Here is a 21,899-nt window from a genome sequence, read left to right on the forward strand (position 1 = left end):
ACTCCTCGTCGATCGGCCGCAGGTCACACCTTCGGCTGCTGCTGGGTGATGCAGTGGATGCCGCCACCCCCGGCAAAAATCGTACGTGCGTCGACGAGCGTCACGGTCCGGTCGGGGAACAGGCCGCGGAAGATCTCGGCGGCCTCCTCGTCGCGGGGGTCGCCGAAGGCGCACAGCACGACGCCGCCGTTGCAGAGGTAGTGGTTGATGTAGGAGTAGTCGACCCACTCCCCGTCCTCCTCCAGGACGGTCGGGGCCGGTACCTCGACGACCTCCAGCCGGCGGCCCTGCGCGTCGGTCGCGGCGCGCAGGAGGGCGGCGATGGTCTTGCAGCGCTCGTGGTCGGGGTGGGCCGGGTCCGGCTGGGTGTGCACGACGACCACCCCGGGGCGGGCGAAGGCGGCGACGATGTCGACGTGGCCCTGGGTGCCGTAGGTGCCGTAGTCGCCGGCGAGGCCGTACGGCAGCCAGATGGCCTTGGTGGTGCCGAGGTGGGCGTGGATCTCGGCCTCGACCTGCTCGCGGGTCCAGCCGGGGTTGCGGCCCTGGCCGAGCTGGACGGTGTCGGTGAGCAGGACCGTCCCCTCGCCGTCGACGTGGAGGGCGCCGCCCTCGTTGACCAGGGGCGTGCTGTAGGTGCGGGTGCCGGCCAGGTCGGACACGTGCCGGGCGATCTTGGAGTCGTGCTCCCAGCGTGCCCACTCCTGGGCGCCCCAGCCGTTGAAGGTCCAGTCGACGGCGGCGAGGCCGCCCCGGCCGTCCGTGACGAAGGTGGGGCCGATGTCGCGCATCCAGGCGTCGTCGAGCTCCCGCTCGACGACCGTGAGGGGGTGGCCGGGGCCGGCTCCCGCGACCGCCCGGGCTCCCTCGGCGTCTCCCGGGGCGGCGACCAGCGTCACCGGCTCGTGGGCGCGCACCGCGCGGGCGACGGCGCCCCAGGCCTCGCGGGCCTCCGCCAGCTCCCGCTCGCCGGTGAAGGTGGGGTTGGGGCTGGGCCAGGCCATCCAGGTCCGCTCGTGGGGCGTCCACTCGGCGGGCATCCGGAATCCGTCGGCGACAGGGTTGGTCATGGCAGGGGTCCTTAGGGGGTGTGCCGGCTCAGAGGAAGTACAGGCGGTTGAGGGCGACCGAGTCGGCCGCGGCGGAGTGCAGCGGGTCGCCGTCGAGGGTGACGAGCCCGGTGCGGGCGTCGACGTCGACCGCACCGGTCCGGGAGTTGAGCAGGAGGTCGGCGGGGCCGATGCCGCGGGTGCCGCGGACGGCGACGCGGCGGCGGCGGGTCGGCATGGCGTCCCCGCCGAGGGCCGCGGCGGCCGCCGAGACGAACGCGACGGAGATGTCGGCGGCGGTGGCCCCGTACGCCCCGAACTGCGGTCCGAGGACCAGCGGTTCGCAGGTGTCGGTGGCGGCGTTCGGGTCGCCGGTGACGCCGTACGCGGGGAAGCCGGACTTGAGGACGAGCTGCGGCTTGGCGCCGAAGAACTGGGGGCGCCACAGCACGATGTCGGCCAGCTTGCCGACCTCGATGGAGCCGATCTCGTGGGCCAGGCCATGGGCGATCGCCGGGTTGATGGTCAGCTTGGCCATGTAGCGCAGGACGCGGGCGTTGTCGTCGCCCTCGCCGTCGCCGTCCATCGGGCCGAGCTCGGCCTTCATCTTGGCGGCCATGGCGAAGGTGCGGCGCACGGTCTCGCCGGCCCGGCCCATGCCCTGGGCGTCGGAGGAGGTGATGCCGATGGCGCCCAGGTCGTGGAGGACGTCCTCGGCGCCCATGGTGCCGGCGCGGATCCGGTCGCGGGCCATCGCCGCGTCCCCGGGCAGGTCGGGCTTGAGGTCGTGGACGGAGACGATCATCCCGTAGTGCTCGGCGACGGCGTCCCGGCCGAAGGGCAGCGTGGGGTTGGTGGAGGAGCCGATCACGTTCGGCACGCCCGCCATCTTCAGCACGTTGGGGACGTGCCCGCCGCCGCAGCCCTCGATGTGGAAGGCGTGGATGGTGCGGCCTTCCAGGACGCGCAGGGTGTCCTCGACGGAGAGGCACTCGTTCAGGCCGTCCGAGTGCAGGGCGACCTGCACGTCGTGCTCCTCGGCGACGCGCAGGGCGGTGTCGAGGGCGCGGGTGTGGGCGCCCATGTCCTCGTGGACCTTGAACCCGCTCGCGCCGCCCTCGGCGAGGGCCTCCACCAGGGGGGCCGGGTCGGAGGAGGAGCCGCGGGCGAGGAAGCCGATGTTGACGGGCCAGGCGTCGAAGGCGTTGAAGGCGTGCTTCAGCGCCCAGGGGGAGTTGACGCCGACGCCCCAGACGGGGCCGAACTCCTGGCCGATGACGGTGGTGACGCCCGCCGCGAGCGAGGCCTCCATGATGCGCGGGGACAGCAGGTGGACATGGGTGTCGACGGCGCCGGCGGTGGCGATCAGGCCCTCGCCGGAGACGATGCTGGTCCCGGTGCCGACGACGACGTCGACGCCGTCGAGGGTGTCGGGGTTCCCGGCCCGGCCGATGGCGTGGATGCGGCCCTCGCGGATGCCGACGGACACCTTGCGGATGCCGAGGACGGCGTCGATGACGAGGACGTTGCTGATGACGACGTCGCAGGTCTCGCGGACCGCGGCGGCCTTCAGGTGCAGCCCGTCGCGGGCGGTCTTGCCGAAGCCGGCGAGGAACTCGTCGCCGGGCTTCTGGGCGTCGTGCTCGACGCGTACGGTCAGCCCCGAGTCGCCGAGGCGGACCCGGTCGCCCGCGCGGGGGCCGAAGACGGCGGCGTACTCGTGCGGGTCGATGTGCCGGCTGCCCGGCGCGCAGTGGTCGCTGTGCCTGGTCTGCCTGCTCATGCCCGCTCCCCTTCCCCGGCGCCCGCCGGGCGGCCGCCCGCCGCCTCCGCACCCAGGTAGCCGCAGGCGGCGGCCCGGCGCAGGGCCTCCTCCTTGGCCCCCGGGGCGTCGAGCAGCCCGTCGACGAGCCCGGCGAAGCCGACGGCGATGCGGTCGCCGCCGAGGGGGACGAGGCCGACCTCGCCCTCGCCGTGCGGGTCGAACCGGACGGACGAGCCGGCGGGGACGCACAGGCGCATGCCGTAGGCGGCGGCCCGGTCGAAGTCGAGCCGCGGGTTGGCCTCGAAGAAGTGGAAGTGGCTGGTGACGCTCACCGGCACGGCGGCGGTGTTGCGCACCCGCAGCCTGAGGGCCGGCTCCGGCTGCGGCGCGCCGGGGCCGGGCACGACGGCGCCGGGGGCGTCGTCGCCGAGGAGCGCGGCGCCGCGGATCGGCGAGGGGACCACCGCGAGGCGGGAGCCGTCGTCGAAGACGGCCTCGACGTGCACCTCGGCGACCACGTCGGCGACGCCGGGCAGGACGTCGTCCGGGCCGAGGACGCAGGACGCCTCCTCGATGGCCTCCGCCAGGCGCTTCCCGTCGCGGGCGGCCTCGCACACCGTGTCCGCGACGAGCGCGGTGGCCTCGGGGACGTTGAGGCGGAGTCCGCGGGCCCGCCGGGCCCGGGCCAGTTCCGCGGCGCTGCGCAGCAGCAGGCGGTCGCGCTCCGTAGGGGTCAGCCGCACGCCGATCCACCACCTTTTGACTCGATGAGTTAGAGCATCACTCTAACTCTGGAATGCATGCCACGGAACCATTGACCGCACACCAGGCCCTGAGTCACATTGAATGCCGCTCAAACAAAGCGCCACCACCCCCCGCCCTGCCCAAGGGAGTCCCCCCATGCCCATCGAACAGCGCGGAGTCGACACCATCCCGGAGGAGGAGCGGACCAGCGGCCCCCGCGACCTCGTCTCGATCCTGCTCGGCTCCAATCTGTGCCTCGGCGTGATCGTGTTCGGCTGGCTGCCCCCGTCCTTCGGGCTGGGCCTGGTCCCGTCCGTCACCGCCATCGTGGCCGGAACCCTCGCCGGCATCGCCTTCACCGCGCCGCTCGCCCTGGTCTCCCTGCGCACGGCCACCAACCTCTCCACCTCCAGCGGCGCCCAGTTCGGGGTCCGCGGCCGGCTCGTCGGCTCGGTGGTGGGGCTGCTGCTGTCCCTCGGCTACACCGCCCTGACCCTGTGGATCGGCGGCGACGTCATGGCCGCCGCCCTCGCCCGGCTGACCGGCCTGCCGGACACCGGGGCGGTGCGGGCGGCGATGTACGGCGGGCTCGCAGTGTTCACCGCGGCCGCCGCCGTCTTCGGCTACCGGCTGCTGCTGCGGATGAGCAAGCTGCTCTCCGTCGCCATGCTCCTCCTGCTGGCCCTCGGCGTCGCCGCCTACGCACCCGGCTTCACCGCCGCCGCCCCGCCCGGGACCGGATACCTGCTCGGCTCGTTCTGGCCGACGTGGCTGCTGGCAGCCGTCGCGGCCGGGCTCAGCGGCCCCGTCGCGTTCATCACCCTGCTCGGCGACTACACCCGCTACGTCTCGCCGCGCCGGCACAGCCCCCGCACGGTGCTGCGGGCCACCTGTCTCGGGCTCCTCGCCGGACTGCTCGTGCCGCAGCTGTTCGGCACGTACACCGCGCTCGCCGCACGGGCGGGCGCCGACTACGCGGGGCCGCTCGTCGCCGCAGCACCGCTGTGGTACCTGGCGCCGCTGCTGGCCGCCGCGGCCGCCGGCTCGGTCGGCAACGCCGGGCTGATGCTCTACTCGATGGGCCTGGACCTCGACGCCATCGTGCCCCGGGCCACGCGCACGGCGGCCACGCTGGCCGCGGCCGCCGTCGCCACCGCCTTCGTCTTCGTCGGCTCCTTCGAGTGGGACGTGCAGTCCGCCATGACCTCGTTCGTGCTGCTGCTCACCGCGATCGGCACCCCCTGGGCCGTGATCACCCTGATCGGCTACCGCCGGTGCCGCGGGGAGTACGACGCCGAATCCCTCCAGGTGTTCAACCGCCGGGCCCGCGGCGGCGTCTACTGGTACAGCGGCGGGTGGAACCTGCGCGCCACCGCCTCCTGGGCGGCGGGCGCCGCGGTCGGCCTGGCCGCCGTGTCGACACCGCTGTACGAGGGCCCGCTGCTGGCCCTCACCGGCGGGGTGGACTGCAGTTTCGTCCTGTCGGGGCTGATCGGCGGCGCGGTGTACGCGGCGCCGGCGGTCCGGCCGCGGAGCACCGCGGCCGCGGAGCCGGCAGGGGCGGTCGCCGCCGGCGCGGCGGCCGAGTAGGGCACGACGAGGGCACGGCCGGAGAGCACAGCCAAGGGGAGGCGCCGTGGAAGAGCTGGTGTACGTGGCGGGCAGGGTCGTCAAGGGGGTCGCCGGCCTGGCCTACGCCTTCGGCGACTTCCTGGTGGGCGCCGTCCCCGACGGCAGTGAGCGCCGCAAGGACGAGCGGCGCCGGGACCAGGCGGGCGACGGGGCGGCCGAGGAGCGCTGACCCCGCTCCCCCGCCCGGCCCGGCACGGCGGAGGCCCCCCGCACGGCGGGGGGCCTCCGTTTCGCTCCGGTCGGCAGGCGCGGACCAGGGCCTGTCCTAGCCGAGGGGGTGCATCCAGCCGTGGGTGTCGGCGCGGTGGCCGGTCTGGAGGTCGAGCAGCGCCTTGCGGAGCTTCATCGTGACCTCGCCGGGCTCGCCGTCGCCCTGCGTCCAGGAGGCCTTCTCCGACTTCACGGAGCCGACGGGCGTGATGACGGCGGCGGTGCCGCAGGCGAACACCTCGGTCAGGGTGCCGTTCTCGTTGTCGCGCTGCCAGTCCTCGGTGGAGATGCGCCCCTCCTCGGCGGTGTAGCCGAGGTCGCGGGCGATGGTGAGGAGCGAGTCGCGGGTGATGCCGGGCAGGAGCGAGCCGGTCAGCTCCGGGGTGACGATGCGGTCGCCGTACACGAAGTACAGGTTCATGCCGCCCATCTCCTCGATCCAGCGGTGCTCGACGGCGTCGAGCCACACCACCTGGTCGCAGCCGTGCGAGGCGGCCTGCGCCTGGGCGACGAGGGAGGCCGCGTAGTTGCCGCCGGTCTTGGCCGCGCCGGTGCCGCCCTTGACGGCGCGCACGTACTCCTCCGAGAGCCAGACGGAGACGGGCTTGACGCCGCCGGCGAAGTAGGCGCCGGCCGGGGAGGCGATGACCATGAAGAGGAACTCGTTGGCCGGGCGGACGCCGAGGCCGACCTCGGTGGCGAACATGAAGGGCCGCAGGTAGAGGGAGGCCTCGCCGGAGGAGGGCACCCAGGCGCTGTCCTGCCTGATGAGGGCGTCGCAGGCCTCGATGAAGAGCTCGGCCGGCAGCTCGGGCATGGCCATGCGGCGGGCGGAGGCCTGGAAGCGCTCGGCGTTGGCCTCGGGGCGGAAGGTGGCCACGGTGCCGTCGGGCTGGCGGTAGGCCTTCATCCCCTCGAAGATCGTCTGCGCGTAGTGCAGCGTCATGTTCGCGGGGTCGATCGACAGCGGCGCGTACGGGACGAGCTCCGCGTCGTGCCAGCCGCGCCCCTCGGTCCACTTGATCGTCACCATGTGGTCGGTGAAGTGGCGGCCGAAGCCGGGGCTGGCGAGGATCGCCTGGCGCTCCGCATCGGACAGCGGGTTCGAGGAGGGCTTGAGCTCGATCGTGGGCGTCGTCATGAGTGCTTGTCCTTCACCGGTTGGGTAGGGCGGACCGCGCTCACGGCGTCCAGGACGTCCGAGCTTTCCCCGCATTCCGCGGTCTCGCGTTCGATTATCGCGCGCGATGCGGCTTCGGTGAAGCGGGGAGGTTGCGGCCCAGGGGAGATGGTGGCACCCGGGGCCGCGCAGGAAAAGCCGCCGGGTGCGGTGTTCGCGCGACCCGGCGGCTTCCTTGCGGCGGTGGCAGCCGGGTCAGCCGGCTACTCGTGCGGCGAGCGCGTCGCCGATCCGGTCCGTGCTGCGGAAGGTGCCGTCCCGTTCCGCGAGGTCGGCGGCGACCGCGTCCTCGATGCGGACGGCCTGCTCCTCGCGGCCGAGGTGGCGCAGCATCAGGGCGACGGACAGGACGGTCGCGGTGGGGTCGGCCTTGCCGGTGCCCGCGATGTCGGGGGCCGAGCCGTGGACGGGCTCGAACATGGAGGGGAAGGCGCCGGTCGGGTTGATGTTCCCGGAGGCGGCGAGGCCGATGCCGCCGGTCACGGCCGCGGCCAGGTCGGTGAGGATGTCGCCGAAGAGGTTGTCGGTGACGATGACGTCGAAGCGCTCGGGCTGCGTGACGAAGAAGATCGTCGCGGCGTCGACGTGCAGGTAGTCGGTGGTGACCTGCGGGTACTCGCGGCCCACCTTGTCGAAGATGTTCTTCCACATGTGCCCGGCGTACACGAGGACGTTGTTCTTGTGCACGAGCGTCAGCTTCTTGCGGGGGCGGGCGGCGGCCCGCTCGTACGCGTCGCGGACGACGCGCTCGACGCCGTAGGCGGTGTTGACGCTGACCTCGGTGGCGACCTCGGCGGGGGTGCCGGTGCGCAGGCTGCCGCCGTTGCCGGTGTACGGACCCTCGGTGCCCTCGCGGACCACGACGAAGTCGATCTCCGGGCGGCCGGCGAGCGGGGTGTCCGTGTTCGGGAACAGCTTCGACGGGCGCAGGTTGACGAAGTGGTCGAAGGCGAAGCGGAGCTTCAGCAGCAGGCCGCGCTCCAGGACGCCGGACGGGACCGAGGGGTCGCCGATGGCGCCCAGCAGGATCGCGTCGTGGGCCTTCAGCGCCTCCAGCTCCGCGTCCGGCAGGGTCTCGCCGGTGCGGTGCCAGCGCTGGGCGCCGAGGTCGTACTCCCTGGTCTCCAGCTTCACGTCCTGGGGCAGGACGGCGGCGAGGACCTTCAGGCCCTGGGCCACGACTTCCTGGCCGATGCCGTCACCGGGGATCACTGCGAGATTGATGCTGGTCGACATGTCGGAACCGTACTCCGTGTCCCAGCCCTCAGACATATTGCGTCCACCATCTGGACAGCGCGTGTCGCGGGCGATCGGTGCGGCGGGGGCGTGGCCGGGGCGCAGGGCGGGAGGCCTAGCGGGGCCGGGCCGGGCCGGGCGCCCGGCCCGGGCGCCGGGTCAGTGGCCGGTCGCGCCGCCGTTGTCGCGGCGGTCCAGGGCGCGCTGCAGGGCCGCGGCGGCGTTCCTGCGGTCGGCGTCGGCGGCGGCGGAGCGGCGGACGCGGCGGGGGGCGGCGGGGGTGGTCTTGGTCATGGTGATCGACTCCTTGAGATCACGGCGCGGCACAGCCGCGGATGAGGGGTTCCTTCAAGGCGCCGGAAGGGGCGGGGGCGCTGCGCCACAGGGATTGCCTGTTCGGGGCGCGCGCCGCGGGCCGCCATTCGCCGGATCGGCGAGACGTTCGGCTTCTACAAAACTAGGACAGCTTCCGCTGTATGTCTGCGCAATTACTCGGACTTCCTACTATCTGAGACGGCCAATCTCCCGGACGGCCCGCCCCAGGCCCTCCGTTCTCAGCCCCTCTACTGGCGAAGTTCCCTGATCAGAGCCCTGACGGCGACCGTGGAGGCGGATTCCGGGGTGGTGACGTATCCCACGTTCCGGACGGGCCCCGAGGGGCCCAGACCGGTGACGGCGACCGCGTTTCCCGCCTCGCGGAGCGACAGCTCGGGCATGATCGCCATGCCGAGCCCGCGGCCCACCATGGTGAGCACCATCCCGTCGTCCTCGGCCTTCACGGTGGCGCGCGGGATCCAGTCCTGGGACCGCCACCACTCCCGGGTGTAGGAGCCGCAGTTCTCGTCCCAGTCGAGCAGGGGCAGCGACTTCGGGTCGGCGTGCCCGGCCGGGTGCACCAGCGCGTACGCCTCCTGCACGAGCACCCCGCCCAGCAGCCCCGGCGGCAGCCCGGCGGCGGGGTCCAGCGTGGCGATCCCGAGGTCGGCCCTCCCCGCGACCACCTCCCCCGCGGCCCCCTCCCCCACCTCCCGCACCACCCGTACCTCCGCGCGGATCCCGGGGTGCCGGGCGGCAAGCCGCTCCAGCGCGGGCGGCAGCAGGTGCAGGGCCGCGCTGCGGAACGCGGCGATGCGCAGCACCCCCTGCAGTGCGCCGTCGGCGCCGGAGCCGCCGGCCGCGGCCGCACGGACCTCCGCGCCGAAGACCTCGTACATCCGCAGGATCCGCCGGGCGAGGGCCGCGGCCCGCTCCCCCGCCGCGGTGGGCACGGCGCCGGTCCGCCCGCGCTCGAAGAGGACGGCGCCGACCTTGGCCTCGCTGCCGCGCACCGAGTGGGAGACCGCGGACTGGGTCAGTCCGAGCCGCGCCGCGGCGGCCGAGAAGCCGCCGGTCTCGGCGACGGCGAGGAGGATCCGCAGTTCGTGCGGGGCGAGTTCGGCCTGTCGGGCTGTCATGGGCGGCTTTCACCTCGGTGTATGAGCGGTGTTCATGTATCGGGTGCTTCCATGAGCCCAACCCCCTGCCCGGCCCGGGGATTCCTCCCTAACGTCCCCGCCATGACCGAGAACACCGCGTACGCCGTGCACCAGACCGCCCGCCCCTCCGGCTTCCCCTCCGCCTCCGACTTCACCCTGGCCCGCATGCCGGTGCCGGAGCCCGCGCCGGGGACGGCCCTGGTGCAGAACCTCCTGCTGTCCGTGGACCCCTACCACCGCGGGATGATGGACGGCGGCGAGGAGGGCTTCGCGCTGGGCGCCCCGCTGGAGGGCCGCGCCGTGGGCAGGGTGGTCGCCTCCCGCGACCCGGGCCTGGAGGAGGGCGACCTCGTCTTCCACCGCCAGGGCTGGCGCACGCACGCGCTGGTGGCGCTCGGCGAGGACGGCACGCGCAGGATCCGCCGCCACGAGGGCGTCCCGCTGGAGGCCCACCTCGGCATCCTCGGCGGCACCGGCCTGACCGCGTACGCCGCGCTCACCCGGACCGCGGGCCTGCGCGCGGGCGAGGACCTGTACGTGTCGGCCGCGGCCGGCGGGGTCGGCACCGCCGTCGGGCACATCGCCCGGCTGCTGGGCGCCCGCCGGATCATCGGCAGCGCGGGCACCCCGGCGAAGGTGCGCCACCTCACCGGTGTGCTCGGCTTCGACGCGGCGTTCGACTACCACGACGGCCCGGTCGGCGAGCTGCTCGCCCAGGCGGCGCCGGACGGCATCGACGTGTACGTGGACAACGTCGGCAAGGACCACCTGGAGGGGGCCATCGGCGCGCTGCGGGAGTTCGGGCGGATTGCCTGGGTCGGCGCCGTCTCGACGTACAACGGGGACCGCTCGCCGGCCGCGCCGCGCAACCTCTTCGAGGTGGTGCACAAGTCGCTCCGCCTGGAGGGGGTCCTGGTCCGCCACCACACCGGCCTCCAGGAGGAGTTGGAGGACTTCCTCGTCCCGCACCTGCGCAGCGGGCGCGTGGGCACCGACACGACCGCCGTGGAGGGGATCGACCGCACCGTGGAGGCGTTCCTCGGGGTCCTGCGCGGCGACAACACCGGCAAGATGCTGGTCCGCCTGCCCGGCTGAACGGGCAGGCGCGGCCGGGTACTACAGGACGTCGCCGTCGCGCCAGTCGAACCACAGGCCCTCGGCGGGCGCGGGCAGGGCCCCGTCCGGCGCCCACACGTACGTCGAGCCCTCCTCCTCCGGCAGGCGGACCGGGCCGCCGGGTGACAGGGCGCCGATCCGGCCGCCCCACACCGACCAGCCGCGGCCCCCGTACAGGGCGGCGCCCTCGTCGGAGGCGGAGAGCGCGCCGAGCACGTAGGCCCGTCCGATGACGTCCTCCAGGGCGGCCATCACGGCGCCGCCGAGGCCGCGCCGCCGCGCGTCCGCCCGGACCGCGACGGCCTCGACGTATCCGCAGCGCAGGGCGCGGCCCGCGTGGACGACGCGCCGCTGGACGACGCTGCCGTGCGCGAGGAGCTCCCCTCCGCGGTACACCAGGGCGTGCATGCCGCCGAGGGCGTGCTCGAAGTCCTCCTCGCCGAAGTCGCCGTCGAAGGCGCCGTCGAGGAGCCCCCGTACGGCGGAGAGCTCCCCGGCCGCCAGCTGCGAGGTGTGCGCGAGGCGCGTGCGGGTGCCGGTCATGCCCCCAGTGTGCCGCGCGGGCGTCCGGCCGCCGCCGGGCCGTCGCGAACCGGCCGCCCGGCCCCGCCGGAAGGGCCGGAAACAGGCGGACCATCCGGAATGCGGAACCCGCAGCCGCCTGCCGCCCGTACGGACGCCCCGGCCCGGCGGGGGGCGTGCGTACGGCTCCGCGCCCGCCGGGCCGCGCGCGCTCCGGGTCCGTGCGGGCCGTTTCCCGCAGGTCGGCGGGGGTCCGCACGCCCCGCCCCGGCGGCATGCGCCCTGCCCGGCCGGCCGGGCGGGTGCCGGGGCGGCCCCGGACCGCCGGCACGCCGCAGCCGGACCGCCCTCCGGCGAATCGGCCGGTGCTCGCCGCTGCCATTCCCGCCCCGTCCCCGCAGAACGGGACAAACGCCCGTGCCGGGGCACTGGCCCGCTCGGGCCACCCCCGGCACACTCGCCCCATGTCACCTACCGCCCAGCAGTGGACCCCCGTGCACGGGGAGCCGTACCGTCCCGTCGCCTACCGGCCCGAGCGGATGCCGGCCGGCCGGACCCTGGAGCGCGCCGCGGAGCTGCGCGAGCGCATGGGGCAGCGGCGCACCGTCCGTGCGTTCTCCCCCGACCCGGTGCCGGAGCAGGCCGTCCGCGACGCCATCGCCTGCGCGGCGACGGCGCCCTCCGGGGCGCACCAGCAGCCGTGGACGTTCGTCCTGGTCAAGGACCCGGAGGTGCGCCGGCAGATCCGGGCCGCCGCCGAGCAGGAGGAGCAGCTCTCGTACGAGGGCCGCCTCGGCGACGAGTGGCTGGCGGCCCTGCGCCCGCTCGGCACGGACGCCGTCAAGACGCATCTGACGGACGCCCCCGCCCTGATCGTCGTCTTCCAGCAGCGCTACTGGCTGGGCGAGGACGGCAGCAGGCGCAAGCACTACTACGTCGACGAATCGGTCGGCATCGCCGTCGGCATGCTGCTGAGCGCGCTGCACCTCTCCGGCCTGGCCGCGCTGGTGCACACCCCGAGCCCGATGCGGTTCCTCGCGCACGTACTGGGCCGGCCGGAGAACGAGAAGGCGTTCGCCGTGGTCCCGGTCGGCTACCCGGCGGACGACTGCGAGGTCCCGGACCTGGTCCGCAAGACGCTGGAGCAGGTGCTGGTGGAGGTCTGAGCCCGCGGCGGCCCGGAATGGAGACCGCCCCCGCTCCGGACTTGGGGGTACCGGAGCGGGGGCGGGGTCGGGCGGGGCCGGGATCAGCCCATGTGCGGGTAGCCGTACTCGGTCGGCGGGACCAGCGTCTCCTTGATGGAGCGGGTCGAGACCCAGCGCTGGAGGTTGCTGGCGGCGCCGGCCTTGTCGTTGGTGCCGGAGGCGCGGCCGCCGCCGAAGGGCTGCTGGCCGACGACGGCGCCGGTCGACTTGTCGTTGATGTAGAAGTTGCCCGCGGCGAAGCGGAGCCTGTCCATCGCGTGGGCGGCGGCGTAGCGGTCGCCGGCGATGACCGAGCCGGTCAGCGCGTAGTCGGAGACCGACTCCATCTGCTCCAGCATCTCGTCGAACCTGTCGTCCTCGTAGACGTGGACGGCGAGGATGGGGCCGAAGTACTCGGTCGTGAAGACCTCGTTCTCCGGGTCCGTGCACTCGATGACCGTCGGGCGGACGAAGTAGCCCTCGGAGTCGTCGTAGCTGCCGCCCGCGACGATCGTGCAGGACGGGTCGGCCTTGGCGCGGTCGATCGCGGCCTTGTTCTTCGCGAAGGAGCGCTCGTCGATGACGGCGCCGATGAAGTTCGACAGGTCGCGGACGTCGCCCATGGCGATGCCGTCGACCTCGGCGGCGAACTGCTCCTTGAAGCCGTCGTTCCAGATGGACGCCGGGATGTAGGCGCGGGAGGACGCCGAGCACTTCTGGCCCTGGAACTCGAAGGATCCGCGGGTCAGGGCGGTCTTCAGGACGGCGCGGTCCGCGGAGGGGTGCGCGACGACGAAGTCCTTGCCGCCGGTCTCGCCGACCAGGCGCGGGTAGGAGCGGTACTTCTCGATGTTGTTCCCGACCGTCTTCCACAGGTACTGGAAGGTCTTGGTCGAGCCGGTGAAGTGGATGCCGGCGAGCTCCGGGTGGTTCAGGGCCACCTCGGAGACGGCGATGCCGTCGCCGGTGACGAGGTTGATGACGCCCTTGGGGAGGCCGGCCTCCTCCAGGAGCTCCATCAGCAGGACGGCGGAGTGCGTCTGCGTGGGGGACGGCTTCCAGACGACCACGTTGCCCATCAGGGCGGGGGCGGTCGGCAGGTTGCCGGCGATCGCCGTGAAGTTGAACGGCGTGATCGCGTAGACGAAGCCCTCCAGCGGGCGGTGGTCGCTGCGGTTCCACACGCCGGCGGAGTTCGCGACCGGCTGCTCGGCCAGGATCTGGCGGGCGAAGTGGACGTTGAAGCGCCAGAAGTCGACGAGCTCGCAGGGGGTGTCGATCTCGGCCTGCTGGGCGGTCTTGGACTGGCCGAGCATGGTGGAGGCGGCCAGCTTCTCGCGCCACGGGCCGGCCAGCAGCTCGGCGGCGCGCAGGATGATCGCGGCGCGGTCGTCGAAGGACATGGCGCGCCACGCCGGGGCGGCGGCCAGGGCGGCGTCGACGGCGTCCTGCGCGTCGGCCGCGGTGGCGTTGGCGTAGGTGCCGATCACCGACTTGTGGTCGTGCGGCTGGACCACGTCGAAGCGCTCTCCGCCGCCCATCCGCTTGACGCCGTTGATCGTCATCGGCAGCTCGATCGGGTTCTCGGAGAGCAGCTTCAGCTGCTCCTCGAGCCGCGCGCGCTCGGGGCTGCCGGGAGCGTACGAGTGGACCGGCTCGTTGACCGGGGCGGGGACCTGGGTCACAGCATCCATGGGTCTGAAACTCCTTGACCTAGTTCTTGGTGATCATCGAGCGGAGGAAGAAGAGCAGGTTCGCGGGCTTCTCGGCGAGACGGCGCATGAAGTAGCCGTACCAGTCGGTCCCGTACGCGGTGTAGACCCGCATGCGGTGGCCCTCGGCGGCGAGCCGCAGGTGCTCCTCGCTGCGGATGCCGTACAGCATCTGGAACTCGTACTCGTCGAGCTTGCGGCCGGCCTGGCGGGCGAGCTCCTGCCCGATGGCGATCAGGCGGGGGTCGTGGGACCCGATCATCGGGTAGCCCTTGCCCTCCATGAGCGTCTTCAGGATGCGGACGTACGCCTTGTCGATCTCGCCCTTGTCCTGGTAGGCGACCTCGGCGGGCTCCTTGTAGGCGCCCTTCACGATGCGGACGCGGCTGCCGGCGTCGGCCAGGCGGCGGGCATCGGCCTCGGTGCGGAAGAGGTACGCCTGGATGACGCAGCCGGTCTGCGGGAAGTCCTTCCGCAGCTCCTCGTGGATGGCGAACATCGAGTCGAGGGTGGTGTGGTCCTCGGCGTCGAGGGTGACCGTGGTGCCGATCGCGGCGGCGGCCTCGACGACCGGGCGGACGTTGGCGAGGGCGAGCTCGTGGCCGCCCTCCAGCGCCTGGCCGAACATCGAGAGCTTCACCGACATCTCGGCCTTCTCGCCCAGGCCGAGGTCCTTCAGGCGGGCGACGAGCTCCAGGTAGGCGTCGCGCGCGGCGTACGACTGCTCCACCGTGGTGATGTCCTCGCCGACGACGTCCAGGGTCACCTCGAGGCCCTTGCGGGCGAGGTCCTCGACGATGGGGATGACCTGGTCGACCGTCTCACCGGGGATGAAGCGGGTCACCACGGGCTTGGTCACCGGGGCGGCAGAGACGATTCGGCGCATCTTGTCGCTGCGCGAGGCGGCGAGGATCGCGGGACCCAGCACGGGGCACCTCCAACGGGTGGCAGAAGCAGTCACGGGCCCCCCGCAGGGGGTGGGCGGGGACCGCGGGGAGAACGCAAGTGAAACCACCGTGAAACCTAAGGATGGACTCGATCCTCTGCCATCGACAGCTGTCACGCATCCGTGTCCGCGATCTCATACACCTGTCTGAAAGACGGGTTTGCGGTGGGAGAATGGCCGGGTGAAAGGCGATTACCAGGACCTGGTGGACGAGATCTCCGCGCTGCTCGGCGCCCCCGCGACACTGGAGAACCGGGACTTCCGCCTGATCGCCTTCGGCGCGCACGACAGCGACGACGACCTCGCCATGGACCCGGTGCGGACCCGGTCGATCCTGACCCGCGGGTCGACGGCGGCCGTTCGGTCCTGGTTCGAGGGCTTCGGCATCGCCCGCGCCACCGGCCCCGTCCGGATCCCGGCAGCGCCGGACGCGGGCGTCTTCCGGGGCCGGATCTGCCTGCCGGTGCGCTACCGCGGGATCGTGCAGGGATACGTGTGGCTGCTGGACCGGGAGCCGGGACCGGCGCCGGAGGCGCTGGCCGCCGCCATGGAGGTGGCGGACCGGATCGGCGTCCTCCTCGCCGAGGAGGCCAAGGCGGGCGCCGACCTGTCGCGGGAGTTCCTCGCGGTGCTGACCGCAGGCCGCGGCTGGCAGCAGGACATGGCCGTCTCGGCGCTCCGGGCGGCGCTCGGCCCGGCGGCCGCGGACGAGCTGCACACGGTGGTGTGCGTCGCCCCCTGGACCGGTGAGGCCCCGGCCACCGTGCCGGGGGCCGCCGCGGTGTGCGTGGTTCCGGGCCGCGGGCCGGAGGCGGACGCCGCCCCGGGCCGGGCACTGGCGCTGCTGGTCAGACTCCGCGCGGCGGACGCCCTCGGCCCGGCGGAGGCGGTGGCGTCCCGCCTGCTCGGGCCCGGGACCGGAGGCGCGGCGGCCCGTACGGCGACGGGCGCGGCGGCAGGCGCTGCGGCCCGTACGGCGACGGCGGGCGCGGCGGTGTCCGGAGCGGCGGGCGCGGCCCGTACGGCGGGCGGCGCGGCCCCGGCGGGCGCGCCCGGCGGCCCGGCCGCGGGGATCGCGGAGCCGGGCCGGGGTCTCGGGGGGCTCGCGGACGCCTGGGCGCAGGCTTCGGCGGCGGCCCGGGCGGCGGCGGCGCAGCCGCGGCTCGGCCCCGTGGCCCGCTGGTCGGCGCTCGGCCCGTACCGGATGCTGTCGGCGCTCGCCTCCGCCGCCCCGGCGGACGACCCGGCGGCCCGCCCCCTGCTCGGCCCGGCGCAGCGGGAGCTGGCCCGGACGGCGGAGGTGTTCCTGGACTGCGCGGGCCAGGCCGGCCGGGCGGCGGCGGCCCTGGGCATCCACCGCCAGACCCTGTACTACCGGCTGGCCAGGGTGGAGCAGCTCACCGGGCTCGACCTCGACGAGGGCGAGGACCGCCTGCTCCTCCACATGGCCCTCAAGACGGCCCGCCTGCACGCCTGACGGCCGGTGCGACGCGCGCGAAGGGCCCGGGGACTGCTCCCCGGGCCCTCGGGCGGCGTACGGCGGCGCGCGGTCGCGTACCCGGTCAGCCGGCCAGGTTCACCGTGCGGGCCGAGGTCGCGCCGATCGCTTCCGCGATGTCGGCCAGCACGGCCGCCGGAACGGTGTCGTCCACGGTGAGGACGGCGAGCGCCTCGCCGTGCTCCTCCGCCCGCGCCACCTGCATGCCCGCGATGTTCAGGCCGCCCTCGCCGAGGATCCGGCCGACGGTGCCGACGACGCCGGGCCGGTCGGTGTAGCGCAGCACGACCATGTGGTCGGCGAGCGCCAGGTCCACGTCGTACTCGCCGACGCCGACGATCTTCTGGAGGTGCTTGGGGCCGGCCAGGGTGCCGGAGACCGCCACCTCCTGGCCGTCCGACAGGGTGCCGCGGACGGTCACCACGTTGCGGTGGTCCGGGGACTCCGAGCTGGTGGTCAGGCGGACCTCGACGCCGCGCTCCTGCGCGAACAGCGGGGCGTTGACGTAGGAGACCGTCTCGTCGACGACGTCCTCGAAGACGCCCTTGAGGGCGGAGAGCTCCAGCACCTTCACGTCGTGCTGGGTGATCTCGCCGCACACCTCGACGTCGAGGCGGACCGCGACCTCGCCGGCGAGCGCGGTGAAGATCCGGCCGAGCTTCTCGGCCAGCGGCAGGCCCGGGCGGACGTCCTCGGCGATCACGCCGCCCTGGACGTTGACCGCGTCCGGGACGAGCTCGCCGGCCAGGGCGAGGCGCACCGACCTGGCGACGGCGATGCCGGCCTTCTCCTGGGCCTCGTCCGTGGACGCGCCGAGGTGCGGGGTGCACACGACCTGGTCGAGCTCGAAGAGCGGGGAGTCCGTGCAGGGCTCCTTCGCGTACACGTCGAGGCCGGCGCCGGCGACGCGGCCCTCCTTGAGCGCGGAGTACAGCGCGGCCTCGTCCACGATGCCGCCGCGCGCCGCGTTGACGATCCGGACCGACGGCTTCACCTTGTGCAGGGCGTCGTCGCCGATGAGGCCGATCGTCTCCGGCGTCTTCGGCAGGTGGACGGTGATGAAGTCGGCGACCTCCAGCAGCTCGTCCAGCGCGAGCATCTTGACGCCCATCTGGGCGGCGCGCGCGGGCTGCACGTAGGGGTCGTAGGCGACGACCTTCATGCCGAAGGCGGACATCCGCTGGGCGACGAGCACGCCGATCCGGCCGAGGCCGACGACGCCGAGGGTCTTCTCGCTGAGCTCGACGCCGGTGTACTTGCTGCGCTTCCACTCGCCGTTCTTCAGGGCCGTGTTGGCCTGCGGGATGTGGCGGGCGGTGGCGATCAGCAGGCCGCAGGCGAGCTCGGCGGCGGTGACGATGTTGGAGGTCGGCGCGTTCACGACCATCACGCCGGCCTTGGTGGCGGCGGAGACGTCGACGTTGTCGAGGCCGACTCCGGCGCGGGCGACGACCTTCAGCTTGCGGGCGGCGGCGATGGCCTCGGCGTCGACCTTCGTCGCCGAGCGCACCAGGACGGCGTCGACGTCGGCGATGGCGGGGATCAGCTCGGCGCGGTCGGCGCCGTTGCAGTGCCGGATCTCGAAGTCCGGGCCGAGCGCCTCGACGGTGGCGGGCGACAGCTCTTCGGCGATGAGTACGACAGGTTTCGAGCTCACGTGGGTCCTCACAAGTCCAGTGCGGACGGCCGTCCCGACGGCCGCAGGCGGTGGAGGGGCTAGCCGCGTGGAAGACGCACGACACTGTGGGCCTGACGCGTTGTGTTGAGCAGTGTAGTGGCGGATCCGAAACCGGTTTCCGCCTGTCCGTAAGGATCACCCGTCCGGGGTTGGCCGGGGTGGACAAGCCACGCTGCCGAGGTCTGCGCTCCTGGCTGCCCGGCGCGGGGCCGGGGCGGTGTGCGCCCGGCCCCGCCGCGGGTCAGTTCTCGTCGCTGTCGACCCAGCTCATCAGCTTGCGCAGCTTCTTGCCGGTGGTCTCCAGCAGGTGCTCCTCGTCGGCCTTCTTGTACTCGTTGTACTTCGGCAGGCCGGCCTTGTACTCGGCCATCCAGGTGTTGGCGAACTCGCCGCTCTGGATCTCGGCGAGGACCTTCTTCATCTCGGCCTTGGTGGCGTCGGTGATGATGCGGGGGCCGGTGACGTAGTCGCCCCACTCGGCGGTCTCGGAGACCGACCAGCGCATCTTCTCCAGGCCGCCCTCGTACATGAGGTCCACGATGAGCTTCAGCTCGTGCAGGCACTCGAAGTAGGCGATCTCCGGCTGGTAGCCGGCCTCGGTCAGGGTCTCGAAACCGGCCTTGACCAGGGCGGAGGCGCCACCGCAGAGGACGGCCTGCTCACCGAACAGGTCGGTCTCGGTCTCCTCCTTGAAGGTGGTCTTGATGACGCCGGCGCGGGTGCCGCCGATGCCGGCCGCGTAGGAGAGGGCCAGGTCGAAGGCCTTGCCGGTGGCGTCCTGCTCGACGGCGGCGATGCACGGGACGCCGCGGCCCTCCTCGTACTGGCGGCGCACCAGGTGGCCCGGGCCCTTCGGGGCGACGAGGGCGACGTCCACGTTGGACGGGGGCTTGATGAAGCCGTAGCGGACGTTGAAGCCGTGGCCGAAGAAGAGCGCGTCGCCCTCCTTCAGGTGGTCCTTGACGGACTCCTCGTAGATCTCGGCCTGGAGCGGGTCCGGCGTCAGGATCATGATGACGTTCGCCCACTCGGCGGCCTCGGCCACCGGCAGGACCTTCAGCCCCTGCTCCTCGGCCTTGGCCTTGGACTTGGAGCCCTCCTTCAGGCCGACGACGACGTCGACGCCGGAGTCACGCAGCGACAGCGCGTGGGCGTGGCCCTGGCTGCCGTAGCCGATGACCGCGACCTTGCGGCCCTGGATGATGGACAGGTCGGCGTCGTTCTCGTAGAACAGCTCGGCCACTGGGATATCTCCTTGGTGCGCTGGTGTTGCTCCCACCGTACGGCGGGGAACGTGGACGAAGTTTCCTGGTCTCGCGATGCGAGAGCCAAAAGGGTCAGGCGCTGCGGTCGAGCGCGCGCAGGCTGCGGTCCGTGATGGACCGTCCGCCTCGCCCGATGGCGATCGTGCCGGACTGGACGAGCTCCTTGATGCCGAACGGCTCCAGCATCTTCAGCATGGCGCCGAGCTTGTCGGCGCCGCCGGTGGCCTCGATGGTGACGGCCTCCGGGGAGACGTCGACGGTCTTGGCGCGGAAGAGCTGCACGATCTCGATGATCTGCGAGCGGGTCTCGTTGTCGGCGCGGACCTTCACCAGGACGAGTTCGCGCTCGATGGCGTTGGACGGCTCCAGCTCGACGATCTTGAGCACGTTGACCAGCTTGTTCAGCTGCTTGGTGACCTGCTCCAGCGGGAGGTCCTCGACGTTCACGACGATCGTGATGCGGGAGATGTCGGGGTGCTCGGTGACGCCGACCGCGAGGGAGTCGATGTTGAACCCGCGGCGGGAGAACAGGGCGGCGATCCGGGCCAGGATGCCGGGGGTGTTCTCGACCAGGACGGAGAGCGTGTGCTTGGACATGTGGGGCGTTCTCTCTCTCGGCTCTTCCGGCTCAGTCGTCTTCGTTGTCGCCGAAGTCGGGACGGACGCCCCGGGCGGCCATGACCTCGTCGTTGGAGGTGCCGGCGGCGACCATCGGCCACACCATGGCGTCCTCGTGGACGATGAAGTCGATGACGACGGGGCGGTCGTTGATGGCGTTGGCCTCGGCGATGACCTTGTCGAGGTCGGCCGGGTCCTCGCAGCGCAGCGCCACGCAGCCCATCGCCTCGGACAGCTTGACGAAGTCCGGGACGCGGGTGCCCTTGCGGGGCGCGGTCGACTCGCCGAGCTGGGAGCCGACGGTGTCGTGGCCGGTGTCGTCGGCGTGCAGCACGGTGTTGGAGTACCGCTGGTTGTAGAAGAGGGTCTGCCACTGGCGGACCATGCCCAGCGCGCCGTTGTTGATGATCGCGACCTTGATCGGGATGTTGTTCAGGGCGCAGGTGACGAGTTCCTGGTTGGTCATCTGGAAGCAGCCGTCGCCGTCGATCGCCCAGACCGTGCGGTCCGGGGCGCCGACCTTGGCGCCCATCGCGGCGGGGACCGCGTACCCCATGGTTCCGGCGCCGCCGGAGTTGAGCCAGGTGCGGGGCTCCTCGTACTGGATGAAGTGCGAGGCCCACATCTGGTGCTGGCCGACGCCGGCCGCGAAGACCGTGTGCGGCGGGGCGAGTTCGCCGATGCGCTGGATGACCTGCTGCGGCGAGAGCATGCCGTCGTCGGGCGTGTCGTAGCCCAGCGGGTAGGTCTCGCGCCAGCGGTTGAGGTCCCTCCACCAGGCGGCGTAGTCGCCGGCGTTGCCGTCGTTGTGCTCGGCCTGGATCGCCTGGATCAGGTCGGCGATGACCTCGCGGGCGTCGCCGACGATCGGGACGTCGACCTCGCGGTTCTTGCCGATCTCGGCGGGGTCGATGTCCGCGTGGATGACCTTGGCGTAGGGGGCGAAGCTGTCGAGCTTGCCGGTGACCCGGTCGTCGAAGCGGGTGCCGAGCGCGATCAGCAGGTCGGACTTCTGCAGGGCGGTGACGGCGGTGACCGCGCCGTGCATGCCCGGCATGCCGATGTGCAGCGGGTGGCTGTCGGGGAAGGAGCCCAGCGCCATCAGGGTGGTGGTGACCGGGACGCCGGACAGCTCCGCGAGGACCTTCAGCTCGGCGGTCGCGCCGGACTTCATGACGCCGCCGCCGACGTACAGGACGGGGCGCTTGGCCTGGCAGATCAGCTTGGCGGCCTCGCGGATCTGCTTGGCGTGCGGCTTGGTGACCGGGCGGTAGCCGGGCAGGTCCTGGGCGGGCGGCCAGGAGAAGGCGGTGCGGGCCTGGAGGGCGTCCTTGGCGATGTCGACGAGGACGGGGCCCGGGCGGCCGGTGGACGCGATGTGGAAGGCCTCGGCGATGGTCTTCGGGATGTCCTCGGCCTTGGTGACCAGGAAGTTGTGCTTGGTGATCGGCATGGTGATGCCGACGATGTCCGCCTCCTGGAAGGCGTCGGTGCCGATCGCCTTGGAGGAGACCTGGCCGGTGATGGCGACGAGCGGGACGGAGTCCATGTGCGCGTCGGCGATCGGGGTGACGAGGTTGGTGGCGCCGGGGCCGGAGGTGGCCATGCAGACGCCGACCTTGCCGGTGGCCTGCGCGTAGCCGGTGGCCGCGTGGCCGGCGCCCTGCTCGTGCCGGACCAGGATGTGGCGGACCTTGGTGCTGTCCATCATCGGGTCGTACGCCGGGAGGATCGCGCCGCCCGGAATGCCGAAGACGGTGTCGCACCCCACCTCTTCGAGAGAGCGGATGAGGGACTGCGCACCCGTGACGTGCTCAACGGCGGCGGGCTGCTGTCCGCCGGAACGGGGCCGCGGCTGCGGATGCTGGGCCCCGGAGGCCTGCTCGGTCATCGGCATTCTCTTCTCGAAGCTGAGGGTTTTACGACGGTTCGAAGGTGTGCCAGTGCAACAAAAAACCCCTCGTGCCGGATGGCAAGCGAGGGGAGCGCGTCGGGTGCACGGAGCGGGGACATGCAGGTCCCGGCTTCAGCCGACGCGCTTTCCAAGTACGAGAATTCGGGTGCGC

The 21,899-nt window shown here is 72.8% G+C and carries 19 protein-coding genes; 5 read left to right on the forward strand and 14 right to left on the reverse strand.

Going from position 1 to position 21,899, the window contains the following annotated elements; genetic code table 11:
• Positions 1–23: 23 nt before the first annotated feature.
• Genes MUK52_RS08870 through ureA form a run of 3 tightly spaced genes read right to left on the reverse strand, consistent with a single transcriptional unit; the run spans position 24 to position 3,557 of the window.
• Complete coding sequence (locus tag MUK52_RS08870; RefSeq protein WP_114054321.1) at positions 24–1,070, reverse strand: agmatine deiminase family protein; 1,047 nt, start codon at positions 1,068–1,070, stop codon at positions 24–26.
• Between the two features lie 28 nt (positions 1,071–1,098).
• Positions 1,099–2,832, reverse strand: a complete 1,734-nt coding sequence (locus MUK52_RS08875) for an urease subunit alpha (RefSeq protein WP_114054320.1) — start codon at positions 2,830–2,832, stop codon at positions 1,099–1,101.
• Entirely contained in the window at positions 2,829–3,557 is a 729-nt protein-coding gene (gene ureA / locus MUK52_RS08880; RefSeq protein ID WP_284575467.1) for an urease subunit gamma, read from the reverse strand. The genes MUK52_RS08875 and ureA overlap by 4 nt, the downstream gene beginning before the upstream one ends.
• Positions 3,558–3,714: 157 nt before the next feature.
• Here ureA and MUK52_RS08885 point away from each other — a divergent pair, with 157 nt between their 5' ends.
• Together MUK52_RS08885 and MUK52_RS08890 are read left to right on the forward strand one after the other, a co-directional pair.
• Entirely contained in the window at positions 3,715–5,148 is a 1,434-nt protein-coding gene (locus MUK52_RS08885) for a cytosine permease (RefSeq protein WP_114054318.1), read from the forward strand.
• 46 nt (positions 5,149–5,194) lie between these two features.
• On the forward strand, positions 5,195–5,359 hold the full coding sequence (locus MUK52_RS08890) for a hypothetical protein (RefSeq protein ID WP_284575469.1): 165 nt from the start codon (positions 5,195–5,197) through the stop codon (positions 5,357–5,359).
• Between the two features lie 96 nt (positions 5,360–5,455).
• Here the strand turns inward: MUK52_RS08890 and MUK52_RS08895 are convergent, their stop codons facing one another.
• The 4 genes from MUK52_RS08895 to MUK52_RS08910 form a co-directional block, all read right to left on the reverse strand.
• On the reverse strand, positions 5,456–6,541 hold the full coding sequence (locus tag MUK52_RS08895) for a branched-chain amino acid aminotransferase (RefSeq protein WP_114054317.1): 1,086 nt from the start codon (positions 6,539–6,541) through the stop codon (positions 5,456–5,458).
• A gap of 234 nt (positions 6,542–6,775) precedes the next feature.
• Positions 6,776–7,816 (reverse strand): 3-isopropylmalate dehydrogenase, encoded by a 1,041-nt coding sequence (locus tag MUK52_RS08900; protein ID WP_284575472.1) that lies wholly within the window; start codon positions 7,814–7,816, stop codon positions 6,776–6,778.
• A 159-nt stretch (positions 7,817–7,975) separates the two neighbouring features.
• Complete coding sequence (locus MUK52_RS08905; RefSeq protein ID WP_281277907.1) at positions 7,976–8,110, reverse strand: hypothetical protein; 135 nt, start codon at positions 8,108–8,110, stop codon at positions 7,976–7,978.
• Between the two features lie 269 nt (positions 8,111–8,379).
• Positions 8,380–9,270, reverse strand: coding sequence for a LysR family transcriptional regulator (locus tag MUK52_RS08910; protein WP_284575475.1), 891 nt, complete (start codon positions 9,268–9,270; stop codon positions 8,380–8,382).
• Between the two features lie 102 nt (positions 9,271–9,372).
• Here MUK52_RS08910 and MUK52_RS08915 point away from each other — a divergent pair, with 102 nt between their 5' ends.
• Entirely contained in the window at positions 9,373–10,386 is a 1,014-nt protein-coding gene (locus tag MUK52_RS08915) for an NADP-dependent oxidoreductase (protein WP_114054315.1), read from the forward strand.
• Positions 10,387–10,407: 21 nt separating this feature from the next.
• Here MUK52_RS08915 and MUK52_RS08920 read toward each other — a convergent pair whose 3' ends face one another.
• Positions 10,408–10,950 carry a GNAT family N-acetyltransferase gene (locus MUK52_RS08920; protein ID WP_114054314.1) on the reverse strand — a complete coding sequence of 181 codons (543 nt, stop codon included), beginning with the start codon at positions 10,948–10,950 and terminating at the stop codon, positions 10,408–10,410.
• 443 nt (positions 10,951–11,393) lie between these two features.
• Between MUK52_RS08920 and MUK52_RS08925 the strand changes: the two genes are divergently transcribed.
• Positions 11,394–12,095, forward strand: coding sequence for a nitroreductase family protein (locus MUK52_RS08925; RefSeq protein ID WP_114054313.1), 702 nt, complete (start codon positions 11,394–11,396; stop codon positions 12,093–12,095).
• An 83-nt stretch (positions 12,096–12,178) separates the two neighbouring features.
• Here MUK52_RS08925 and pruA read toward each other — a convergent pair whose 3' ends face one another.
• Complete coding sequence (pruA, locus tag MUK52_RS08930) at positions 12,179–13,810, reverse strand: L-glutamate gamma-semialdehyde dehydrogenase (protein WP_114054312.1); 1,632 nt, start codon at positions 13,808–13,810, stop codon at positions 12,179–12,181.
• Between the two features lie 19 nt (positions 13,811–13,829).
• Entirely contained in the window at positions 13,830–14,756 is a 927-nt protein-coding gene (locus MUK52_RS08935; protein ID WP_284575479.1) for a proline dehydrogenase family protein, read from the reverse strand.
• A gap of 199 nt (positions 14,757–14,955) precedes the next feature.
• Between MUK52_RS08935 and MUK52_RS08940 the strand changes: the two genes are divergently transcribed.
• Positions 14,956–16,251 (forward strand): helix-turn-helix domain-containing protein, encoded by a 1,296-nt coding sequence (locus MUK52_RS08940; RefSeq protein WP_284575480.1) that lies wholly within the window; start codon positions 14,956–14,958, stop codon positions 16,249–16,251.
• A gap of 85 nt (positions 16,252–16,336) precedes the next feature.
• Here MUK52_RS08940 and serA read toward each other — a convergent pair whose 3' ends face one another.
• The 4 genes from serA to MUK52_RS08960 all read right to left on the reverse strand — a co-directional run bounded on the left by serA (position 16,337) and on the right by MUK52_RS08960 (position 21,730).
• Complete coding sequence (gene serA, locus MUK52_RS08945; RefSeq protein ID WP_284575482.1) at positions 16,337–17,929, reverse strand: phosphoglycerate dehydrogenase; 1,593 nt, start codon at positions 17,927–17,929, stop codon at positions 16,337–16,339.
• A gap of 262 nt (positions 17,930–18,191) precedes the next feature.
• Positions 18,192–19,193 carry a ketol-acid reductoisomerase gene (ilvC, locus tag MUK52_RS08950; RefSeq protein WP_114054308.1) on the reverse strand — a complete coding sequence of 334 codons (1,002 nt, stop codon included), beginning with the start codon at positions 19,191–19,193 and terminating at the stop codon, positions 18,192–18,194.
• Positions 19,194–19,287: 94 nt separating this feature from the next.
• Entirely contained in the window at positions 19,288–19,812 is a 525-nt protein-coding gene (gene ilvN, locus MUK52_RS08955) for an acetolactate synthase small subunit (protein WP_114054307.1), read from the reverse strand.
• Positions 19,813–19,843: 31 nt separating this feature from the next.
• The gene (locus MUK52_RS08960; RefSeq protein WP_114054306.1) at positions 19,844–21,730 is read right to left on the reverse strand and encodes an acetolactate synthase large subunit; all 1,887 of its coding nucleotides are present in this window, start codon (positions 21,728–21,730) and stop codon (positions 19,844–19,846) included.
• Positions 21,731–21,899: the final 169 nt, after the last annotated feature.

The sequence above is a fragment of the Streptomyces sp. 2P-4 genome (assembly GCF_030167965.1).
In the GTDB taxonomy this organism is placed as follows: Bacteria; Actinomycetota; Actinomycetes; order Streptomycetales; family Streptomycetaceae; genus Streptomyces; species Streptomyces globosus_A.

What these genes read in the sequence shown, in the direction of transcription:
- MUK52_RS08925 (WP_114054313.1), top strand. Translation starts at nt 11,394, where the DNA reads ATGTCACCTACCGCCCAGCAGTGGACCCCCGTGCACGGGGAGCCGTAC.
- MUK52_RS08910 (WP_284575475.1), bottom strand. Translation starts at nt 9,270, where the DNA reads ATGACAGCCCGACAGGCCGAACTCGCCCCGCACGAACTGCGGATCCTC.
- MUK52_RS08905 (WP_281277907.1), bottom strand. Translation starts at nt 8,110, where the DNA reads ATGACCAAGACCACCCCCGCCGCCCCCCGCCGCGTCCGCCGCTCCGCC.
- MUK52_RS08915 (WP_114054315.1), top strand. Translation starts at nt 9,373, where the DNA reads ATGACCGAGAACACCGCGTACGCCGTGCACCAGACCGCCCGCCCCTCC.
- pruA (WP_114054312.1), bottom strand. Translation starts at nt 13,810, where the DNA reads ATGGATGCTGTGACCCAGGTCCCCGCCCCGGTCAACGAGCCGGTCCAC.
- ilvN (WP_114054307.1), bottom strand. Translation starts at nt 19,812, where the DNA reads ATGTCCAAGCACACGCTCTCCGTCCTGGTCGAGAACACCCCCGGCATC.
- MUK52_RS08895 (WP_114054317.1), bottom strand. Translation starts at nt 6,541, where the DNA reads ATGACGACGCCCACGATCGAGCTCAAGCCCTCCTCGAACCCGCTGTCC.
- MUK52_RS08870 (WP_114054321.1), bottom strand. Translation starts at nt 1,070, where the DNA reads ATGACCAACCCTGTCGCCGACGGATTCCGGATGCCCGCCGAGTGGACG.
- MUK52_RS08885 (WP_114054318.1), top strand. Translation starts at nt 3,715, where the DNA reads ATGCCCATCGAACAGCGCGGAGTCGACACCATCCCGGAGGAGGAGCGG.
- MUK52_RS08920 (WP_114054314.1), bottom strand. Translation starts at nt 10,950, where the DNA reads ATGACCGGCACCCGCACGCGCCTCGCGCACACCTCGCAGCTGGCGGCC.
- MUK52_RS08875 (WP_114054320.1), bottom strand. Translation starts at nt 2,832, where the DNA reads ATGAGCAGGCAGACCAGGCACAGCGACCACTGCGCGCCGGGCAGCCGG.
- MUK52_RS08960 (WP_114054306.1), bottom strand. Translation starts at nt 21,730, where the DNA reads ATGCCGATGACCGAGCAGGCCTCCGGGGCCCAGCATCCGCAGCCGCGG.
- MUK52_RS08900 (WP_284575472.1), bottom strand. Translation starts at nt 7,816, where the DNA reads ATGTCGACCAGCATCAATCTCGCAGTGATCCCCGGTGACGGCATCGGC.